Consider the following 17,742-nt stretch of genomic DNA (forward strand, 5'->3'; position numbering starts at 1 on the left):
CTGGTTGTCCCTCAAGGAGGTGCGCCAGGATGACCAGTACGGTCCCCGCGCTCGGTACCCGTACGGCCGAAGGCTCTGCCCTGGAGGCTGTGCTCCTCGACATGGACGGCACTCTGGTGGACACCGAGGGCTTCTGGTGGGACGTCGAAGCAGAGGTCTTCGCATCCCTCGGCCATGTGCTCGACGACTCCTGGCGGCATGTGGTGATCGGAGGTCCGATGACCCGCAGCGGCGGGTTCCTCATCGAGGCCACCGGAGCCGACATCACCCTCGCCGAGCTCACGGTGCTGCTGAACGACGGGTTCGAGGCCCGGATCGGCCACTCGCTGCCGCTGATGCCGGGGGCGGCCAGACTGCTCGCCGAGCTGGCGGCGCACGAGATTCCCACCGCCCTGGTCTCCGCCTCGCACCGGCGGATCATTGACCGCATCCTGGCCTCCATCGGCCCCCAGTACTTCGCGCTCACCGTGGCGGGCGACGAGGTGGAGCGGACCAAGCCGTTCCCCGACCCGTATCTGCTGGCGGCCGCGGGACTGGGCGCGACACCGGCCCGGTGCGCTGTCATCGAGGACACCGCGACGGGGGTCGCCGCCGCCGAGGCGGCCGGCTGCCGGGTGGTCGCGGTTCCCTCGCTGGCCCCCATCGCGCCGGCCGCCCGACGCACGGTCGTGACCTCTCTGGAAGAGGTCGACCTGCCTTTTCTCCGGGGCCTGATGACGGAAATGCGCTAGGCATTCACCCTGCGTGCGGAACTGAATACGCGATCGGGTCCGACTGGCCCTCGGTGGATCCGCGGCGAGGATCCGTGGCGAATCCTCCCGAGGAAATTGGACACGGGCCGGATGGCCGAATTCCAGTACGCCTTACCTGAGTTACCTGTGTGACGTTCGCCACTCGACCGGGGGTCGACATCAGGTCTGGCATATGCCGCCAACTCCCTTTCGGAGATGGGTGACGTGCCCTTGTGTCCCGATTGGTGAATCGCTGCACGAATCCTTCCGCTGTCGGGTTGTCGGTGTGTCCACACCCGGTATCACAGCGTGAGGGGAACTCAACTCCAGTCCCTGGGGGCCGGGGTGGCGGTGCGGACTAATGTCGTCGCGAGAACATCGCCGTATCCCCGCGACCCGCAGCACCACCCCTGCATGCCGGGCTCGCGGGATCTACAGCTCTGGAGAAACTCGAGCATGAACCGCAAGACTTTGGTGCTGCCGGCCGTGATCGGCCTGCTCGCCCCGGTGCTCGCCGCGTGTGGGGGGTCCGACGGCGGGAGCGGCAGTGGCGACCCGATCGTTGTCGGCACCACCGACCGGTTCATCGCATCGAAGGATGCCCCCGCCCCCGTCGACCCGGCGTACGCGTACGACGTCGGCACCTGGAACATTCTCCGCCAGACCGTGCAGACGCTGATGATCATTCCGCGCGGTGACGGCGAACCAGAGCCCGAGGCCGCCGAGGAATGCGGCTTCACCGACACGGGCAACGAGCGTTACGCCTGCAAGCTGCGCAAAGATCTGAAGTTCGCGAACGGCGATCCCGTCACCGCGAATGACGTCAAGTTCTCGATCGACCGGGCCCTGTCGATCCAGGCCGACAGTGGTGTGTTCGCGCTGCTGTCCACCATCGACACCGTCGAGACCCAGGGCGACCGCGATGTGATCTTCCACCTCAAGACCGCGGACGCCACCTTCCCCTTCAAGCTGTCGACCCCGGTCGCCGGCATCGTCAACCCCGACGACTACGACAAGGGCAAGCTGCGCGACGGCTTCAGCATCGACGGCTCCGGCCCGTACACGTTCAAGGCCGAGGTGAAGGACGACGAGCTCGTCAACGCCGTCTTCACCAAGAACCCCAACTACAAGGGTGTTCTGTCGATCAAGAACAGCCAGGTCGAGATGCGTTCCTTCGCGGACGCCGACACGATGGGCGACTCGCTGAACAAGGGCGACATCGACCTGATGACCCGCTCGATGACGCCGGAGCAGATCAAGAAGCTCGGCGGCGCCACTGACAGCAACATCGACCTGATCGAGACGCCCGGCCTTGAGATCCGCTACCTGGCCTTCAACACGGACGACCCCTCGGTGAAGTCCGCGGCGGTCCGCCAGGCCATGGCCCAGGTCATCAACCGCGGCGAGCTCGTCTCCAAGGTCTACGGCACCTCGGCCGACCCGCTCTACTCGCTGGTCCCGGCCACCATCACCGGCCACTCCAACTCGTTCTTCAACAAGTACGGCGAGCCGAGCGTGAGCAAGGCCAAGACGCTGCTGGAGCAGGCCGACATCACCACGCCGGTGAAGCTCACCCTGAACTACACGACCGACCACTACGGCTCGGTCACCGCCGACGAGTTCGAGCAGCTGAAGCAGCAGCTCAACGCCAGCGGCCTGTTCGACGTCGACATCAAGGGCGCGCCCTGGGAGACGTTCCGCCCGGCTGAGCAGAAGGGCGAGTACCAGGTCTACGGCATGGGCTGGTTCCCGGACTTCCCGGACGCCGACAACTACCTGGCGCCGTTCCTCGACAAGGACAACTTCCTCGGCTCGCCCTACGCGAACACCGAGATCCGCAGCACCCTGATCCCGGAGTCCCGCCGCGAGGCCGACCGTCTCACCGCTTCGAAGAGCATCACCGAGATCCAGGACATCGTGGCCGACGACGTACCCATGCTGCCGCTGTGGCAGGGCAAGCAGTACATCGCCGCGCGAGACGACATCACCGGTGCCGAATGGGCGCTCAACTCCTCCTCGACCCTGCAGCTGTGGGAGCTCGGTCGTGGAGTGAGCGGCTGACGGACCTGCCCTCGCCGGGGCTGACGTCGGGTCCGACACCGGCGAGTTCCGGCCACCCCCTGAGGACCAACGACAAGGCGCAGCACGTGAACCTCCGCAATCAGTGGCCAGTCCTGTCCGTCACGACAGGGCTGGCAGTCGGCCTGCTCACCGGCTGCGGTTCGCAGTCCGGCGGCTCGGGGGGCACCGGCTCCTCCATCGTGATGGGGATGTCCGACGACGTCCTGGCCACCGACCCGGCGTCTGGCTACGACCCGGGCTCATGGCTGTTGTTCAACAACGTCTTCCAGTCGTTGCTGAGCTTCCCCAAGGGCGGTACGGAGCCTGAGCCGGAGGCCGCCAAGGAGTGCTCGTTCATAGACGTCACCACGACGGTCTACTCGTGCACTTTGCAGAGCGGGCTGAAGTTCAGCAACGGTGACGCGCTCACCTCTGAGGACGTCAAGTTCTCCTTCGACCGCATGCTGAAGATCAACGACGACGCCGGTCCCGCGATCATGTTCCCCATGCTCGACCAGGTGGAGACACCGGACGCCAAGACCGTCGTCTTCAAGCTCAAGTACGCCGACGCCACCTTCCCCAGCAAGATCGCCTCCGGCGCCGGCTCGATCGTGGACCACCAGCAGTACGCCGACAACGGACTGCGTACCGACAACAAGGCGGTCGGCTCGGGCCCGTACAAGCTGGACTCGTATCGCAAGGACGAGGCCGTCTTCTCCGTCAACACGAGCTACCGGGGCACCGCCAAGGTCAAGAACTCCGGTGTGACACTGAAGTTCTTCCACGGCGACCGGACCGCGCTGAAGAAAGCCCTGGAGAGCAACGAGATCGACATCGCCTACCGGGGCCTCGCCGCCGACGACATCGCGGACATCGAGAACGACACCTCCACCGGCACGGGCGTCAACGTCGTCGAGGGCACCAGCGCCGAGGTGCAGCACCTGGTCTTCAACATGAACGACCCGGTGGCGGGCAAGCTCTCGGTACGCAAGGCCATCGCCTATCTGCTCGACCGCCAGGCCCTGGTCGACGAGGTCTACAAGGACACGGCGACACCGCTCTACTCGATCATCCCGGCCGGCATCGTGGGCCACAACACGGCCTTCTTCGACACCTACGGCGCCAGCCCCTCCCGGTCCAAGGCCGAGGCCGAGCTGCGCGCCGACGGCATCGCCGACAAGGTGAAGCTGACCCTCTGGTCGACGCCGTCGCGCTACGGACCCTCCACCGACCAGGAGTTCAAGGCGATAGCCGAGCAGCTCAACGCCAGCGGCCTCTTCGACGCGACCGTCAAGTCCGTCGCCTTCGACCAGTACGAGAAGGACATCGCCAACGGCAAGTACGGCGTGTACGTGAAGGGCTGGGTGCCCGACTACCCGGACCCGGACAACTTCACGGCCCCCTTCTTCGGCGAGGGCAACGTGCTGAGCAACAACTACACCGACAGCACGATCACCGGACAGCTCATCCCGGAGACCGCCGCCGAGAGCAACCGCGGCTCGACCGAAGCCGACTACGGCAAGCTCCAGGACATCGTGGCCGACGAACTGCCGCTCATCCCGCTCTGGCAGGCCAAGCAGTACGCGGTCGTCCGCGACAACGTCTACGGCCTGGAGTACTGCCTCGACGCCTCGACCGTCTTCCGCTTCTGGGAGATCAGCAAGGACTGACCCCGGCCCGGCGTACACAGACCGGCGTACACGGCCCGGCGTACACAGAGGGCGGCCCCTTCCTCCAGGAGGAAGGGGCCGCCCTCTGTGCCGTGCGTGCGGTCTACTGTGCGCCGGGGCGCACCAGCCCGCTCTCGTACGCGTACACCGCGGCCTGCACCCGGTCGCGCAGCCTCAGCTTGGTCAGGACGTGCCCCACATGCGTCTTGACCGTGGTCTCGCTGACGAACAGGTCGGCAGCGATCTCGGCGTTGGACAGTCCGCGGGCCACCAGCTTCAGCACCTCGACCTCGCGCTCGGTCAGCGTGTGCAGTGTGTCCGGCACAGGGTCGTCGCCGGACGGCAGATGGCTCGCGTACTTGTCGAGCAGGCGGCGCGTGATGCTCGGCGCGAGCAGCGCCTCGCCCGAGGCGACCACCCGGATCGCCTGCACCAGCTCGTTGGCCGGCGCGTCCTTGAGCAGAAAGCCGCTGGCGCCCGCGCGCAGCGCCTCCACCACGTACTCGTCAAGGTCGAAGGTCGTCAGCACCAGCACCTTCGCCGGACCGTCCCGGCCGGGGCCGGTGATCTGCCGGGTCGCCTCGACGCCGTCCATCCTCGGCATACGGATGTCCATCAGAACCACATCGGGCTGCAGGGCACGGACCTGGTCGAGTGCCTGGAGACCGTCACCGGCCTCGCCGACGACCGCAAGATCCTGCTCCGCTTCCAGGATCATCCGGAAGCCGGTGCGCAGCAGCGGCTGGTCGTCGACGAGTAGGACGCGGATGGCCACGTGAGTCTCCTTCGCTAGTCCGGCCCCATTCTGCCCTGCTGGGCGCCCTCGGACTCCGGCGCCCTGACCGGCAGGGGGTACGGCGGGGGAGTACCACCGAATTCCGGACATACCGGCTGGTGGTCGCACCAGCCGCAGAGCTTGGTGGGCCGGGGCCGCCAGTCACCCGACTCGGTGGCCTCCCGGATCGCCTCCCACAGCGCGTGCAGCTTGCGCTCGACGCGCTCCAGGTCCGCGATCACCGGGTCGTACGTCACTACGTCGCCGCTGCCGAGATAGACGAGCTGGAGCCGGCGCGGGACCACCTGCTTCAGCCGCCACACCACCAGGGCGTAGAACTTCATCTGGAACAGGGCACCCTCGGCGTACTCCGGCCTGGGGGCCTTGCCCGTCTTGTAGTCGACGATCCGCACCTCGCCCGTCGGTGCCACGTCGACGCGGTCGATGATGCCGCGCAGCTTGAGCCCGGAGTCGAGTTGCGCCTCGACGAACAGCTCCCGTTCGGCGGGCTCCAGCCGGGTCGGGTCCTCCAACGTGAACCAGCGCTCCACCAGCTGCTCGGCCTCGGTGAGCCAGCGCGCCAGCCGCTCGCCCTCGGGGTCGTCGGCGAACAGCTCCACGACCTCCGGCCGGGTCTCGCGCAGTCTGTCCCACTGGCCGGGGATCAAGGACTTCGCGCGCGGCGCCGTACGCTCCGTCGCCGGTGCGTCGAAGAGCCGCTCGAGCACCGCGTGCACCAGCGTGCCGCGGGTGGCCGCCTCGCTCGGCTTCTCGGGGAGCTTGTCGATCACCCGGAACCGGTAGAGCAGCGGACACTGCATGAAGTCGCTGGCGCGCGACGGCGACAGGGACGCGGGCGGCAGGGCCGCCACCGTCGCCACGGCCTCGGCGGGTGCGTCCGCGGCGTCGGTCCCGGCCGCGCCCTCGGTGCTGGTTTCCATGACGACAGACCTTACGGCTCGCCACTGACAGTGATACGGCAGCGGCTCCTGCAGCACCGCGGAAAACAGAGGGGGTGCCGGGGCGGAACGTGCCGCGACGGCCGCATACCATCGACCACAGACCCTGCTCTGCATGATCGGGAGCGGAGGACGCTTCGAACGAGGGGACATCGTGGACGAGAGCGGCGAGAGCGGGAAGCCGCGCTCCGGTACCGACGAAGCGACCGAGCGCCACGAGGGGCCCCAGGCCTCCGGGGGCCCGGCCGCGGACGCCACGCGCCCAGAACGGGAACGGTCGGAGGACTCCACCGGGCCCACCCCCACGGAGCCGGGCGCCGACGCCGAGACTCCCCGGCCCGCGTCCGAAAGCGAGCCCGCCTCGGCCGCCTCGGGTGAGCCTGCGTCCACCTCCGGTCCTTCGGGTGAGCCTGCGTCCACCTCCGGTCCTTCGGATGAGCCTGCGTCCATCTCGCGTCCTTCGGGTGAGCCTGCGGACACCTCCCCACCCGTGGCGGGGACCGAGCCCACCACCGCCACCTCGGACGAGTCCGCGTCCAGCCCCCGTCCTTCGGACGAGTCCGCGTCCAGCCCCCGTCCCTTGGACAAGCCCGCGTCCAGCCCCCGTCCCGCCGACGAGCCCCAAGTCGGCCGAGCCCCCACTGACGACGCCCGTCCGGACGCCGCTGCTGCACGTGAAGCCGGGGCCGAGGACGCTGTCAGGACGCGTGCCGAGTCCGGTTCCGGCAAGGGGCGGTCGCCGCGCCGCGAGAAGGGGCCCGGCGGTGGACTGCTCATGGGCCGCCCGTTCGGGGTGCCCGTGTACGTCGCGCCCAGTTGGTTTCTCGTCGCCGCCCTGATCACCTGGGTGTTCGGCGGCCAGCTCGACCGGGTGCTGCCCGAACTCGGCGCCCTGCGCTACCTCGTCTCCCTCTTCTTCGCGGTCGCCTTCTACGCCTCCGTACTCGTCCACGAGTTGGCCCATACGGTCGCCGCCCTGCGCTTCGGGCTGCCGGTGCGCCGGATCCAGTTGCAGTTCTTCGGCGGGGTATCGGAGATCGAGAAGGAGTCCGAGACCCCGGGCCGGGAGTTCGTCCTGGCCTTCGTCGGGCCGCTGCTCTCCCTCGTCCTCTCGGGCGTCTTCTACCTCGCCATGCAGACCGTCGACCCGGGAACCGTGCCGGGTGTCCTGCTGGGCGGCCTGATGATTTCCAACCTCATCGTGGCCGCCTTCAACCTGCTGCCCGGACTGCCCCTCGACGGCGGCCGGATGCTCCGCGCGGTGGTCTGGAAGATCACCGGCAGGCCGATGAGCGGCACGATCGCCGCCGCCTGGGTGGGCCGCGCCCTCGCCGTCGCCGTACTCATCGGACTGCCCCTGCTCACCCAGTCCGGCGCGATCGGCGGGGCCCCCGCCGACATCGGCGGCATGGACACCGTCACGGACGCCCTGCTCGCCGCCATCCTCGCCGCGATCATCTGGACCGGCGCCGGCAACAGCCTCCGGATGGCCCGCCTGCGCGAACACCTCCCGGACTTGCGTGCCCGCGCGCTCACCCGGCGCGCGGTCCCCGTCGAGACCAGCACCCCGCTCTCGGAAGCGCTGCGCCGCGCCAACGACGCCGGCGCCCGCGCCCTGGTCGTGGTCGACGCCGACGGCCAGCCGCTCTCCCTGGTGCGCGAGACCGCCATCGTCGGCGTACCCGAACACCGCCGTCCCTGGGTCGCGGTCAGTGGCCTCGCCCAGGACCTCACGGACGGCATGCGGGTCTCCGCCGAGCTCGCCGGCGAGGATCTCCTGGACGCCCTGCGCGCCAACCCCGCCACCGAGTACCTGGTCGTCGAGGACTCCGGCGAGATCTACGGCGTCCTGTCCGCCGCCGACGTGGAGCGCGCCTTCGTGAAAGCCATGGCCCGGCCCGCCTAGGTCCTGCCGGTGCTCCGGGCGATGGTCGGGTGGTCCTTGCCGGACCGGTAGGCTGGTCACATGTCCGAACCGACCGGTGCCGCCCGCAGGCGCGGGCCCTTCAAGGTCGGGGACCAGGTTCAGCTGACCGACCCCAAGGGCCGCCACTACACGTTCACGCTCGAAGCCGGAAAGAACTTTCACACCCACAAGGGTTCTTTCCCGCACGACGAGCTGATCGGTGCTCCCGAGGGCAGCGTTGTCCGCACCACGGGGAACGTCGCCTATCTCGCGCTGCGCCCCCTGCTCCCCGACTACGTCCTGTCCATGCCCCGCGGCGCCGCCGTGGTCTACCCCAAGGACGCGGGGCAGATCCTGGCCTTCGCCGACATCTTCCCCGGCGCCCGCGTCGTGGAGGCGGGCGTAGGCTCCGGCTCACTCAGTGCCTTCCTGCTGCGCGCCATCGGCGACCAGGGAATGCTGCACTCCTACGAGCGCCGCGAGGACTTCGCCGAGATCGCCCAGCAGAACGTGGAGCGCTACTTCGGCGACAAGCACCCCGCCTGGCAGCTCACCATCGGCGACCTCCAGGACAACCTGTCGGACGCCGACGTGGACCGCGTCATCCTCGACATGCTGGCCCCCTGGGAGTGCCTGGAGGCCGTCTCCAAGGCGCTCGTCCCCGGCGGCATCCTCTGCTGCTACGTCGCCACCACCACCCAGCTCGCGCGGACCGTCGAGTCCATCCGCGAGATCGGTTCCTTCAACGAACCGACCGCCTGGGAGTCGATGGTCCGCAACTGGCACGTCGAGGGCCTGGCCGTCCGCCCCGACCACCGGATGATCGGCCACACCGGCTTCCTGCTCACCGCCCGCCGCCTCGCGGACGGTGTCGAACCGCCCATGCGCCGCCGCCGCCCCTCCAAGGGCGCCTACGGCGACGACTACACCGGTCCGAACGCCGACGGCGGCATGGGCCGCTGACGTAACCAACGCACCACAACTGTGGCCGAGTTCCCGGGACAGCCGGGGAACTCGGCCACAGTGCTCTCCTGTTGGCGCGCCGCCAAAAGTCCGCCAAATGTCCGTCAGAAGTGCGGACCCCGCCGTTCCGCCGCACTGTGACGTGTGGCACCATGCGGGGCACCCCCACCGGCACAGCCCTCACGGGAGACACTCCTAGTGCAGCAATCCGCCGTCCCGGAATTGGCACACACGCACACCAGCCCCATCCAGTGGGTCGCCACGGCCACCGCCGTCGCCGGAGTCGTCGCGTTCTCCTCCCTGCTGCAGCCCGACCCGGCCACGGCGGCTCAGGCCGGCTCCGATGCGAAGCCGGCCCAGGCCGCCGTCGCGGCCCCTGATCCGTCCGCCGTCGACTTCCCGCTCGAGTGCGGGCCCACGAAAGTCCTCGTCCAGAAGAAGGCCTCCGGAGACCTCGACGGCGATGGACGCCCCGAGACCGTGGCCGTGGTCCGCTGCGACGCGGGCTCAGGCACCCCGCCCAACGGTGTCTACGTCCTCACCCAGGCCAGGGACGAGCCCAAGCCCCGCATCGTGGCCACCCTGGTCGACCCCAAGGACCGCCTGAGCGTCACCGACTTCGCGCTGAGTGACGGCGTCGTGACCGCCACCCTTCTCGGGTACTCCTCGTCCGACGTGCCGAGTTGCTGCCCGGACGTGAAGGATCTCGCCAAGTGGCAGTGGAAGAACGGTGCGTTCGTCCGCTCGACACCCTCCGGAGCCCAGAGCGTGTGAACGCCCCCCGCAGCTCCGGACATATGAAAACACCCTCCGCGCGGCGAAGGGTGTGAGCAAGCAGACACTGGTGACGCAGGGCGCCCATGGCGTCACTCCGCGTCAGGCCCGTAAACCTCGACCCTGTCCGAAACCCGACGTACGTGGATACAGTCGCCCGGGCACTCCTTCGCCGAGTCCGTCACATCGCGCAGAAGCGGCAGCGGTACGGGCGTTGTGGCGCCCGGGTTCTGCAGCAGTTCGTCGCCGGAGCCCTTCACGTACGCCAGGCCGTCGATGTCCAGCTCAAAGACCTCGGGCGCGTACTGGACGCAGATTCCGTCTCCGGTACAGAGATCCTGGTCGATCCAGACCTCAAGCGCCTCGCCGTCGACTCCGGCCTCCTGCTGCACGGTCTTTCTCCTGCCGTTTCCTGTGCCGAGTGACCCGATATCCCTGCAAGTCGGGCCAGCCCTGACGGGTGTTGAACACTTCGACCCTACCTCCGTCCGCTTCCCAACCATGTTGGGTGGGTATTCCACTGGCGTGAGGGAGAGCGCAAGGGTGAAGATCGGACACACCCCGACAGTCTTTATGATCTAGGGGTTTCAATCGACACCCACCCAGGTAGGGTCTGGAAGCGTCCAGCTCCCCTTGGAGGAGGTGAGGACCGTGGCAGCCCACGACGACGACATGAACCGCGGCATCCGCCCGGGAAGAGGGTCCGATGACCCCGCCGGGCAGGTTGCCTACCTTGAGCAGGAGATCGCCGTCCTGCGACGCAAGCTCGCCGACTCTCCGCGACACACGAGGATTCTCGAAGAGCGGATCGTCGAGTTGCAGACGAACCTGGCCGGCGTGTCCGCACAGAACGAGCGGCTCGCCAACACGCTCCGTGAGGCCCGCGACCAGATCGTGGCCCTCAAGGAAGAGGTCGACCGGCTCGCACAGCCGCCGGCAGGCTTCGGTGTCTTCCTCGTGGCCAACGAGGACGGCACGGCGGACATCTTCACCGGGGGCCGCAAGCTCCGGGTGAACGTCAGCCCCAGCGTGGAGCTCGAAGAGCTCAGGCGCGGCCAGGAAGTGATGCTCAACGAAGCCCTCAACGTGGTCGAGGCCATGGAGTACGAGAGCGTCGGCGAGATCGTCACCCTCAAGGAGATCCTTGAGGACGGCGAACGTGCCCTTGTGCAGGGGCACACCGACGAGGAACGGGTGGTACGGCTCGCCGAGCCGCTCCTGGACATCGTCATCCGCTCTGGCGACGCCCTGCTTCTCGAACCCCGTTCCGGCTATGTCTATGAAGTCGTTCCGAAGAGTGAGGTCGAGGAACTCGTCCTCGAAGAGGTCCCGGACATCGGCTACGAGCAGATCGGCGGCCTGGGCAACCAGATCGAGGCGATCCGCGACGCGGTCGAGCTCCCGTACCTCCACCCCGACCTCTTCAAGGAGCACGAACTGCGGCCGCCCAAGGGCGTCCTGCTGTACGGGCCTCCTGGATGCGGCAAGACGCTCATTGCCAAGGCTGTCGCCAATTCGCTGGCCAAGAAGGTCGCCGAGGTGACCGGACAGGCCACGGGCAAGAGCTTCTTCCTCAACATCAAGGGCCCCGAGCTCCTGAACAAGTACGTCGGCGAGACCGAGCGGCAGATCCGCCTGGTCTTCCAGCGTGCACGTGAGAAGGCCAGCGAGGGCACCCCCGTCATCGTCTTCTTCGACGAGATGGAGTCCCTGTTCCGGACCCGTGGATCAGGCGTCAGCTCGGACGTGGAGAACACCATCGTCCCCCAGCTGCTCGCCGAGATCGACGGCGTCGAGGGCCTGGAGAACGTGGTTGTGATCGGCGCCTCGAACCGCGAGGACATGATCGACCCCGCGATCCTGCGCCCCGGACGACTCGATGTGAAGATCAAGATCGAGCGCCCGGACGCCGAGGCGGCGAAGGACATCTTCGCGAAGTACCTCACAGAGCGCCTTCCGCTGCACTCCGACGACCTCGGTGAGCACGGCGGCGACCGTGCGGCCACGGTCAACAACATGATCCAGACCGCCGTGGAGCACATGTACGACGAGTCCGAGGAGAACCGCTTCCTCGAGGTCACCTACGCCAACGGTGACAAGGAAGTCCTGTACTTCAAGGACTTCAACTCCGGCGCCATGATCGAGAACATCGTCGGCCGTGCCAAGAAGGCGGCCATCAAGGCCTTCCTCGACCAGAACCAGAAGGGCATTCGGGTCTCCCACCTCCTCCAGGCTTGCGTGGACGAGTTCAAGGAGAACGAAGACCTGCCGAACACCACCAACCCGGACGACTGGGCCCGAATCTCCGGCAAGAAGGGCGAACGGATCGTGTACATCCGTACGCTGGTCACCGGAAAGCAGGGCGCGGACACCGGACGCTCCATCGACACGGTGGCCAACACCGGTCAGTACCTGTAAAAGACAGGGCGGCTGCGGGTGCCCTCCGTGGGTACCCGCAGCCGACTGTTTTCCGGGTCACGGCTGGAGCGAGGCAATGACGCAAATGATCTCCCCACCAGTGCAAAGGCGTTCTAGGCTCTTTCGTACCGCCGAGTCGCGCAGTGCGGGGACGGGCACCGCACACGCGCCGGAGCACCAGCGGTACTTGAGCAGCGCCCCCGACCGAGGGCACTGCCGGGCAAGGAGGGCCGCATGACCGTACGGCGAGTAATGGGCATCGAGACGGAGTACGGGATCTCCGTCCCCGGCCACCCGAACGCCAATGCCATGCTCACCTCGTCCCAGATCGTCAACGCGTACGCGGCGGCGATGCACCGGGCGCGCCGCGCCCGCTGGGACTTCGAGGAGGAGAATCCGCTGCGGGACGCACGGGGCTTCGACCTCGCCCGCGAGGCCGCCGACTCCAGCCAGCTCACCGACGAGGACATCGGCCTGGCCAATGTGATCCTCACCAACGGCGCGCGGCTGTACGTGGACCACGCACATCCGGAGTACAGCTCGCCGGAGGTCACCAACCCGCTGGACGCCGTCCTGTGGGACAAGGCCGGCGAGCGCATCATGGCCGAGGCCGCGGAGCGCGCGGCCCAGCTTCCGGGTGCCCAGCCGATCCACCTCTACAAGAACAACACCGACAACAAGGGCGCCTCGTACGGCACGCACGAGAACTACCTGATGAAGCGGGAGACCCCCTTCTCGGACATCGTGCGCCACCTCACGCCGTTCTTCGTCTCACGTCAGGTCGTCACCGGAGCGGGCCGCGTCGGTATCGGGCAGGACGGGCACGAGCACGGCTTCCAGCTCAGCCAGCGCTCCGACTACTTCGAGGTCGAGGTGGGCCTGGAGACCACCCTGAAGCGCCCGATCATCAACACGCGCGACGAGCCGCACGCGGACGCCGAGAAGTACCGCAGGCTGCACGTGATCATCGGCGACGCGAACCTCTCCGAGATCTCGACCTATCTGAAACTGGGCACGACGGCCCTGGTCCTCTCGATGATCGAGGACGGCTTCATCGCCGTGGACCTGGCGGTCGACCAGCCCGTACGCACCCTGCACCAGGTCTCGCACGACCCGACGCTCAAGCGTCTGGTCACGCTCCGCAGCGGCCGGACACTCACCGCTGTGCAGCTCCAGATGGAGTACTTCGAGCTGGCCCGCAAGTACGTGGAGGAACGGTTCGGGTCGGACGCCGACGACCAGACCGTGGATGTCCTGCTCCGCTGGGAGGACACCCTGAACCGCCTGGAGAACGACCCGATGAGCCTCTCCGGAGAGCTCGACTGGGTCGCCAAGCGGGAGGTCATGGAGGGCTACCAGCGCCGTGACGGTCTCGACTGGGACGCCGCCAGGCTGCACCTGGTCGACCTCCAGTACGCCGACGTACGGGCCGAGAAGGGCATCTACAACCGCCTGGCGGCGCGCGGCAAGATGAAGCGCCTCCTGGACGAGCAGGACGTCGAGCGGGCCCGTACGAAGCCGCCCGAGGACACACGCGCGTACTTCCGCGGGCGCTGCCTGGAGCAGTACGCGGACGACGTCGCGGCGGCCTCCTGGGACTCGGTGATCTTCGATCTGCCGGGCAGGGACTCGCTCCAGCGCGTCCCAACCCTGGAGCCGCTTCGCGGAACGCGTAATCACGTCAAGGAGCTCCTCGACCGCTGCCGTACGGCTGAAGACCTGGTCAAGGTCCTGTCGGGCGGCTGAGCGGTCACGGCGGGGCCCGCACGGCCCAAGGGGCCGGAGCGGCGGATCGGGGTGGAAAGAAGCCGTGTCCGGGAATCATCGAGGTGGCTCCCGGACGTTGTAGCAACTGCGGGGCCGATGTCGGACCCTGCTTGTAGGGTCTGATCAAGAACGTCGAACCGAGCGGGGTGAGGGTTTATGGCGACCAAGGACACCGACGGCGGACAGCAGAAGGCCACGCGTTCCACCGAGGAGGCCGAGGAGCAGGCGCAGGACGCGCAGGGTTCCGAGGACCTCAAGGAGCGCCAGGAGAAGCTGAGCGACGACGTGGACTCCGTCCTCGACGAAATCGATGACGTGCTCGAAGAGAACGCTGAGGACTTCGTGAGGTCCTTCGTTCAAAAGGGCGGAGAATAACGCCAGTTGTCCGCCCCGGAGTCGGCCTGATCCAGCGGGTCGGCGCCGGGACGGATGATCGGCGTTCGCGCGGGTATGGTCCGTGCACAGATTTGATGATCGGCTCGGCCGTCCACGGCGGGCCGCAGCCTACGTGGAAGGAATCGCGTGGAAGCCAACCCTCGTAGCACCGGGCGTCTGCCGGCTGCCTTCCTGACGCCCGGGTCGGCGTCCTTCATGGACTTCCTCTCCGACCACCAGCCGGACATGCTCCCGGGCAGGCGGCAGCTGCCGCCCACGCAGGGCGTGCTCGAGGCCCCGCACGGGACGACCATCGTGGCCGTCACGTTCCCCGGCGGTGTGGTTCTCGCCGGTGACCGGCGGGCGACCATGGGAAACGTCATCGCGCAGCGTGACATCGAGAAGGTCTTTCCGGCCGATGAGTACTCGGCGGTGGGCATCGCCGGTACGGCGGGTCTGGCCGTCGAGATGGTGAAGCTGTTCCAGCTGGAGCTGGAGCACTTCGAGAAGGTGGAGGGCGCCACGCTCTCCTTGGAGGGCAAGGCCAACCGCCTGTCCACGATGATCCGTTCGAACCTCGGCATGGCCATGCAGGGCCTCGCCGTGGTCCCCCTCTTCGCGGGCTACGACGTGGACCGTCAGAGGGGTCGGATCTTCTCGTACGACGTCACCGGCGGCCGCTCCGAGGAGCACGGCTTCGCCGGCACCGGCTCCGGCTCGGTCTTCGCGCGCGGTGCCATGAAGAAGCTCTACCGCAAGGACCTTTCCGAAGCGGAGGCCACGACCCTCGTCGTCCAGGCCCTGTACGACGCGGCCGACGACGACTCGGCGACCGGTGGTCCTGACGTCGCCCGCCGGATCTACCCGATCGTCACCGTGATCACCGAGGACGGATTCCGCCGTCTGGGCGACGAGGAGTCCTCCGAGATCGCCCGCTCGATCCTGGAGCGGCGTCTTGAGCAGCCCGACGGTCCGCGGGCGGCGCTGCTCTGACAGTGGCTGCCTGGTAGTGACTGCTTGGTGGTTGCTGCCCCGTGGTCGCTCTGACAGCGACTTCTTGGAAGGTGATCCAGTGACTTCGACAGAAAGGGACGGATAGCCGGTGTCGACGCCGTTCTATGTCTCACCCCAGCAGGCGATGGCCGACCGGGCGGAATACGCCCGCAAGGGCATTGCCCGTGGCCGCAGCCTTGTTGTGCTGCAGTATGCCGACGGCATCGTGTTCGTCGGCGAGAACCCGTCCCGTGCGCTGCACAAGTTCAGCGAGATCTATGACCGGATCGGCTTTGCCGCCGCCGGCAAATACAACGAGTACGAGAATCTGCGGATCGGCGGTGTGCGTTATGCCGATCTGCGGGGTTACACCTACGACCGTGACGATGTGACCGCCCGCGGTCTTGCCAACGTTTATGCCCAGACGCTGGGCACGATCTTCTCCAGTGCGGCCGAGAAGCCGTACGAGGTGGAACTCGTGGTCGCCGAGGTGGGGGACACCCCCGAGGGTGACCAGATCTACCGGCTGCCGCACGACGGGTCGATCGTGGATGAGCACGGGTCGGTCGCGGTGGGTGGTAATGCCGAGCAGATCAGTACGTATCTGGATCAGCGCCATGAAGACGGCATGTCGCTTGCCGAGGCGTTGAAGCTGGCCGTGCAGTCCCTGTCGCGTGAGGCGAACGGGGGGGAGCGGGAGATTCCGGCGGAGCGGCTCGAGGTGGCGATTTTGGATCGGACGCGGCCGCAGCAGCGGAAGTTCAAGCGGATTGTTGGGCGGCAGTTGGCTCGGCTGCTTGAGGCGGATGGGGCGTCCACGGCTACCGAGGCGGAGGATCCTGAGGACGACGAGTGATCTCGTCTTTGACCTTGCTCATCGCGTGCCCCGGTCCGTAGTGGCCGGGGCGCGCGGCGTTTGGGGCGTCTGCGGGTCGGGCGTCTGCGGTTCGGTGGGGGGTCGGGGCCGGGGGCCGGTACATCCGCCCGTCGCCGATGGGCACTGTGGTTTGTTGTAGGGCTGGGGGCGGTGTGACCACGTTGGCGACGGGCATTTGATGTACCGGCCCCCGGCCCCTTCCGCCGGTGGGCGGGTGCCGGTCTCTCGGCCACCCGGTTCCTGCCGCCGGTGGGTGTGTGGGTGTGTGGGTGGCAGGTCCACCGGGCCTCCGGCTCCTGTCGCCGTGTGTGGGGGGTGGGTGGGTGGTGGGTCTCTCGGGTTGTGGCTGCCGGGCTCTCGACTTGCTGATGGGGTGGCGGGGCCTGGATTTAGGGCTCTGGGGGGCGTGGTGGGGCTGTGGAGCCTCGTACGACCAGGTGTACTGGGATGTCGCCTTGGAGGGGGGTGTGGCCCTCCAGGACGGCCAGGAGGGCCTGCATGCCGCGTTCGCCGAAGAGTTCGGCGTTCAGGTGGACTGTGGTCAGTTCGGGGTCGATGGCCCTGGAGAGGGCCAGGTCGTCCAGGCCGGTGATGGAGAGGTCGTCGGGGATGTGGAGACGTAGGCGGCGGGCCGCCTTGTAGGCGCCGGCCGCCAGGTTGTCGTCGTCGCAGACGAGGGCGGTGGGGCGGGGACCGGGGGCTGCCAGGGCGGTTTCGGCGGCCTTCAGGGCACCCTCGATGGAGAGCGGGGCGCGTGCGGTGCGGAGGTGGGTGCCGGGGACCTCGGCCAGGCGTGTGGTGAGTTCCTGGGCGCGTACCTCGAAGGTCCAGGAGGGGATGTCGGCCGCCAGGTGCAGGAAGTGGCGGTGGCCCAGGGCGAGGAGGTGCTCGGCGACCTGGCGTACGCCGTCCTTGATGTCGAGGTTGACGGTTGCGGCGCCCAGGCTGCCCTCGGGGTTGCTGTCGAGCATGACCAGGGGGAGTTGGTCGCCGCGGATGGCGGTGAGGGCGTCGGCGGCCATGGAGGAGGCGATCACGCCGTCCAGGGCGGCGCGTGCCGAGCCGAAGGGGTCGCGGGCGGGGCCGATGCCCTCGGGGGAGGGGTAGAGGACCACGCCGAAGCCGTGTTCGGCAGCCACCCGGGCGGCGCCCGTGTAGACGCCCGCGAAGAACTCGGTGGTCAGGGCGGGGACCACGAGGAGGACGGTGCGGGTGCGGCCCAGACGTAGGTTGCGGGCGGCCAGGTTCGGGCGGTAGCCGAGCTCCTGGGCGGCTTCCCGGACCCGTTCGGCCGTCGCTTCGGAGACCCGGCCGCGCCATTTGTCTCCGAGCACCAGCGAGACGGCGGCCTGGGAGACCCCGGCGGCCTGGGCGACGTCCCGGCTCGTGGGGCGCGTGCTACCTCGTGCCACCGTCGACCTGCTCCCTCGTCTGGACTCGCGGACTGCGCACATGGTACGTATGGGAGAGGAA

15 protein-coding genes are annotated in these 17,742 nt (G+C 68.0%); 11 read left to right on the top strand and 4 right to left on the bottom strand.

Annotated features, from left to right (window positions below):
- Nucleotides 1-29: 29 nt before the first annotated feature.
- The 3 genes from ACIPC1_RS26110 to ACIPC1_RS26120 all read left to right on the top strand — a co-directional run bounded on the left by ACIPC1_RS26110 (nucleotide 30) and on the right by ACIPC1_RS26120 (nucleotide 4,462).
- A complete protein-coding gene (locus tag ACIPC1_RS26110) occupies nucleotides 30-731 on the top strand; it encodes an HAD family hydrolase (RefSeq protein ID WP_402520931.1) in 702 nt (233 codons plus the stop codon).
- A gap of 456 nt (nucleotides 732-1,187) precedes the next feature.
- The gene (locus ACIPC1_RS26115) at nucleotides 1,188-2,792 is read left to right on the top strand and encodes an ABC transporter substrate-binding protein (protein ID WP_402520933.1); all 1,605 of its coding nucleotides are present in this window, start codon (nucleotides 1,188-1,190) and stop codon (nucleotides 2,790-2,792) included.
- A gap of 86 nt (nucleotides 2,793-2,878) precedes the next feature.
- Entirely contained in the window at nucleotides 2,879-4,462 is a 1,584-nt protein-coding gene (locus tag ACIPC1_RS26120) for an ABC transporter substrate-binding protein (protein ID WP_402520935.1), read from the top strand.
- 103 nt (nucleotides 4,463-4,565) lie between these two features.
- On the opposite strand, the gene ACIPC1_RS26125 is transcribed toward ACIPC1_RS26120, so the two are convergent.
- A complete protein-coding gene (locus tag ACIPC1_RS26125) occupies nucleotides 4,566-5,237 on the bottom strand; it encodes a response regulator (protein WP_402520937.1) in 672 nt (223 codons plus the stop codon).
- A 14-nt stretch (nucleotides 5,238-5,251) separates the two neighbouring features.
- Nucleotides 5,252-6,178: a RecB family exonuclease gene (locus tag ACIPC1_RS26130; protein WP_402520939.1), complete on the bottom strand. Its 927-nt coding sequence runs from the start codon at nucleotides 6,176-6,178 to the stop codon at nucleotides 5,252-5,254.
- 133 nt (nucleotides 6,179-6,311) lie between these two features.
- Here ACIPC1_RS26130 and ACIPC1_RS26135 point away from each other — a divergent pair, with 133 nt between their 5' ends.
- The 3 genes from ACIPC1_RS26135 (at nucleotide 6,312) to ACIPC1_RS26145 (ending at nucleotide 9,839) form a co-directional block, all read left to right on the top strand.
- Nucleotides 6,312-8,102, top strand: coding sequence for a site-2 protease family protein (locus ACIPC1_RS26135; protein ID WP_402520941.1), 1,791 nt, complete (start codon nucleotides 6,312-6,314; stop codon nucleotides 8,100-8,102).
- 60 nt (nucleotides 8,103-8,162) lie between these two features.
- Nucleotides 8,163-9,065, top strand: a complete 903-nt coding sequence (locus tag ACIPC1_RS26140; protein ID WP_402520943.1) for a tRNA (adenine-N1)-methyltransferase — start codon at nucleotides 8,163-8,165, stop codon at nucleotides 9,063-9,065.
- 198 nt (nucleotides 9,066-9,263) lie between these two features.
- Complete coding sequence (locus tag ACIPC1_RS26145; protein WP_402520945.1) at nucleotides 9,264-9,839, top strand: hypothetical protein; 576 nt, start codon at nucleotides 9,264-9,266, stop codon at nucleotides 9,837-9,839.
- A 92-nt stretch (nucleotides 9,840-9,931) separates the two neighbouring features.
- Here ACIPC1_RS26145 and ACIPC1_RS26150 read toward each other — a convergent pair whose 3' ends face one another.
- Entirely contained in the window at nucleotides 9,932-10,231 is a 300-nt protein-coding gene (locus tag ACIPC1_RS26150) for a ferredoxin (protein WP_402520947.1), read from the bottom strand.
- Between the two features lie 259 nt (nucleotides 10,232-10,490).
- Between ACIPC1_RS26150 and arc the strand changes: the two genes are divergently transcribed.
- The 5 genes from arc to prcA all read left to right on the top strand — a co-directional run bounded on the left by arc (nucleotide 10,491) and on the right by prcA (nucleotide 16,248).
- Nucleotides 10,491-12,257 (top strand): proteasome ATPase, encoded by a 1,767-nt coding sequence (gene arc, locus ACIPC1_RS26155; RefSeq protein WP_365434739.1) that lies wholly within the window; start codon nucleotides 10,491-10,493, stop codon nucleotides 12,255-12,257.
- Between the two features lie 234 nt (nucleotides 12,258-12,491).
- Nucleotides 12,492-14,003, top strand: coding sequence for a depupylase/deamidase Dop (gene dop / locus ACIPC1_RS26160; RefSeq protein ID WP_384379933.1), 1,512 nt, complete (start codon nucleotides 12,492-12,494; stop codon nucleotides 14,001-14,003).
- A 177-nt stretch (nucleotides 14,004-14,180) separates the two neighbouring features.
- Entirely contained in the window at nucleotides 14,181-14,399 is a 219-nt protein-coding gene (locus ACIPC1_RS26165; RefSeq protein WP_365434733.1) for a ubiquitin-like protein Pup, read from the top strand.
- Nucleotides 14,400-14,546: 147 nt separating this feature from the next.
- Nucleotides 14,547-15,392, top strand: coding sequence for a proteasome subunit beta (gene prcB / locus ACIPC1_RS26170; RefSeq protein WP_402520950.1), 846 nt, complete (start codon nucleotides 14,547-14,549; stop codon nucleotides 15,390-15,392).
- Nucleotides 15,393-15,501: 109 nt separating this feature from the next.
- A complete protein-coding gene (gene prcA / locus ACIPC1_RS26175; protein ID WP_384379938.1) occupies nucleotides 15,502-16,248 on the top strand; it encodes a proteasome subunit alpha in 747 nt (248 codons plus the stop codon).
- A 410-nt stretch (nucleotides 16,249-16,658) separates the two neighbouring features.
- Here the strand turns inward: prcA and ACIPC1_RS26180 are convergent, their stop codons facing one another.
- Entirely contained in the window at nucleotides 16,659-17,681 is a 1,023-nt protein-coding gene (locus tag ACIPC1_RS26180; RefSeq protein ID WP_402520953.1) for a LacI family DNA-binding transcriptional regulator, read from the bottom strand.
- Between the last annotated feature and the right edge of the window lie 61 nt (nucleotides 17,682-17,742).

Source organism: Streptomyces sp. NPDC087263, from assembly GCF_044744645.1.
Classification (GTDB): domain Bacteria; phylum Actinomycetota; class Actinomycetes; order Streptomycetales; family Streptomycetaceae; genus Streptomyces.

Bases quoted from the DNA above. Each gene is read 5' to 3' on its own strand.
- dop (WP_384379933.1), top strand. From the start codon at position 12,492: ATGACCGTACGGCGAGTAATGGGCATCGAGACGGAGTACGGGATCTCC.
- ACIPC1_RS26165 (WP_365434733.1), top strand. From the start codon at position 14,181: ATGGCGACCAAGGACACCGACGGCGGACAGCAGAAGGCCACGCGTTCC.
- ACIPC1_RS26130 (WP_402520939.1), bottom strand. From the start codon at position 6,178: ATGGAAACCAGCACCGAGGGCGCGGCCGGGACCGACGCCGCGGACGCA.
- ACIPC1_RS26110 (WP_402520931.1), top strand. From the start codon at position 30: ATGACCAGTACGGTCCCCGCGCTCGGTACCCGTACGGCCGAAGGCTCT.
- ACIPC1_RS26140 (WP_402520943.1), top strand. From the start codon at position 8,163: ATGTCCGAACCGACCGGTGCCGCCCGCAGGCGCGGGCCCTTCAAGGTC.
- ACIPC1_RS26135 (WP_402520941.1), top strand. From the start codon at position 6,312: ATGATCGGGAGCGGAGGACGCTTCGAACGAGGGGACATCGTGGACGAG.
- ACIPC1_RS26115 (WP_402520933.1), top strand. From the start codon at position 1,188: ATGAACCGCAAGACTTTGGTGCTGCCGGCCGTGATCGGCCTGCTCGCC.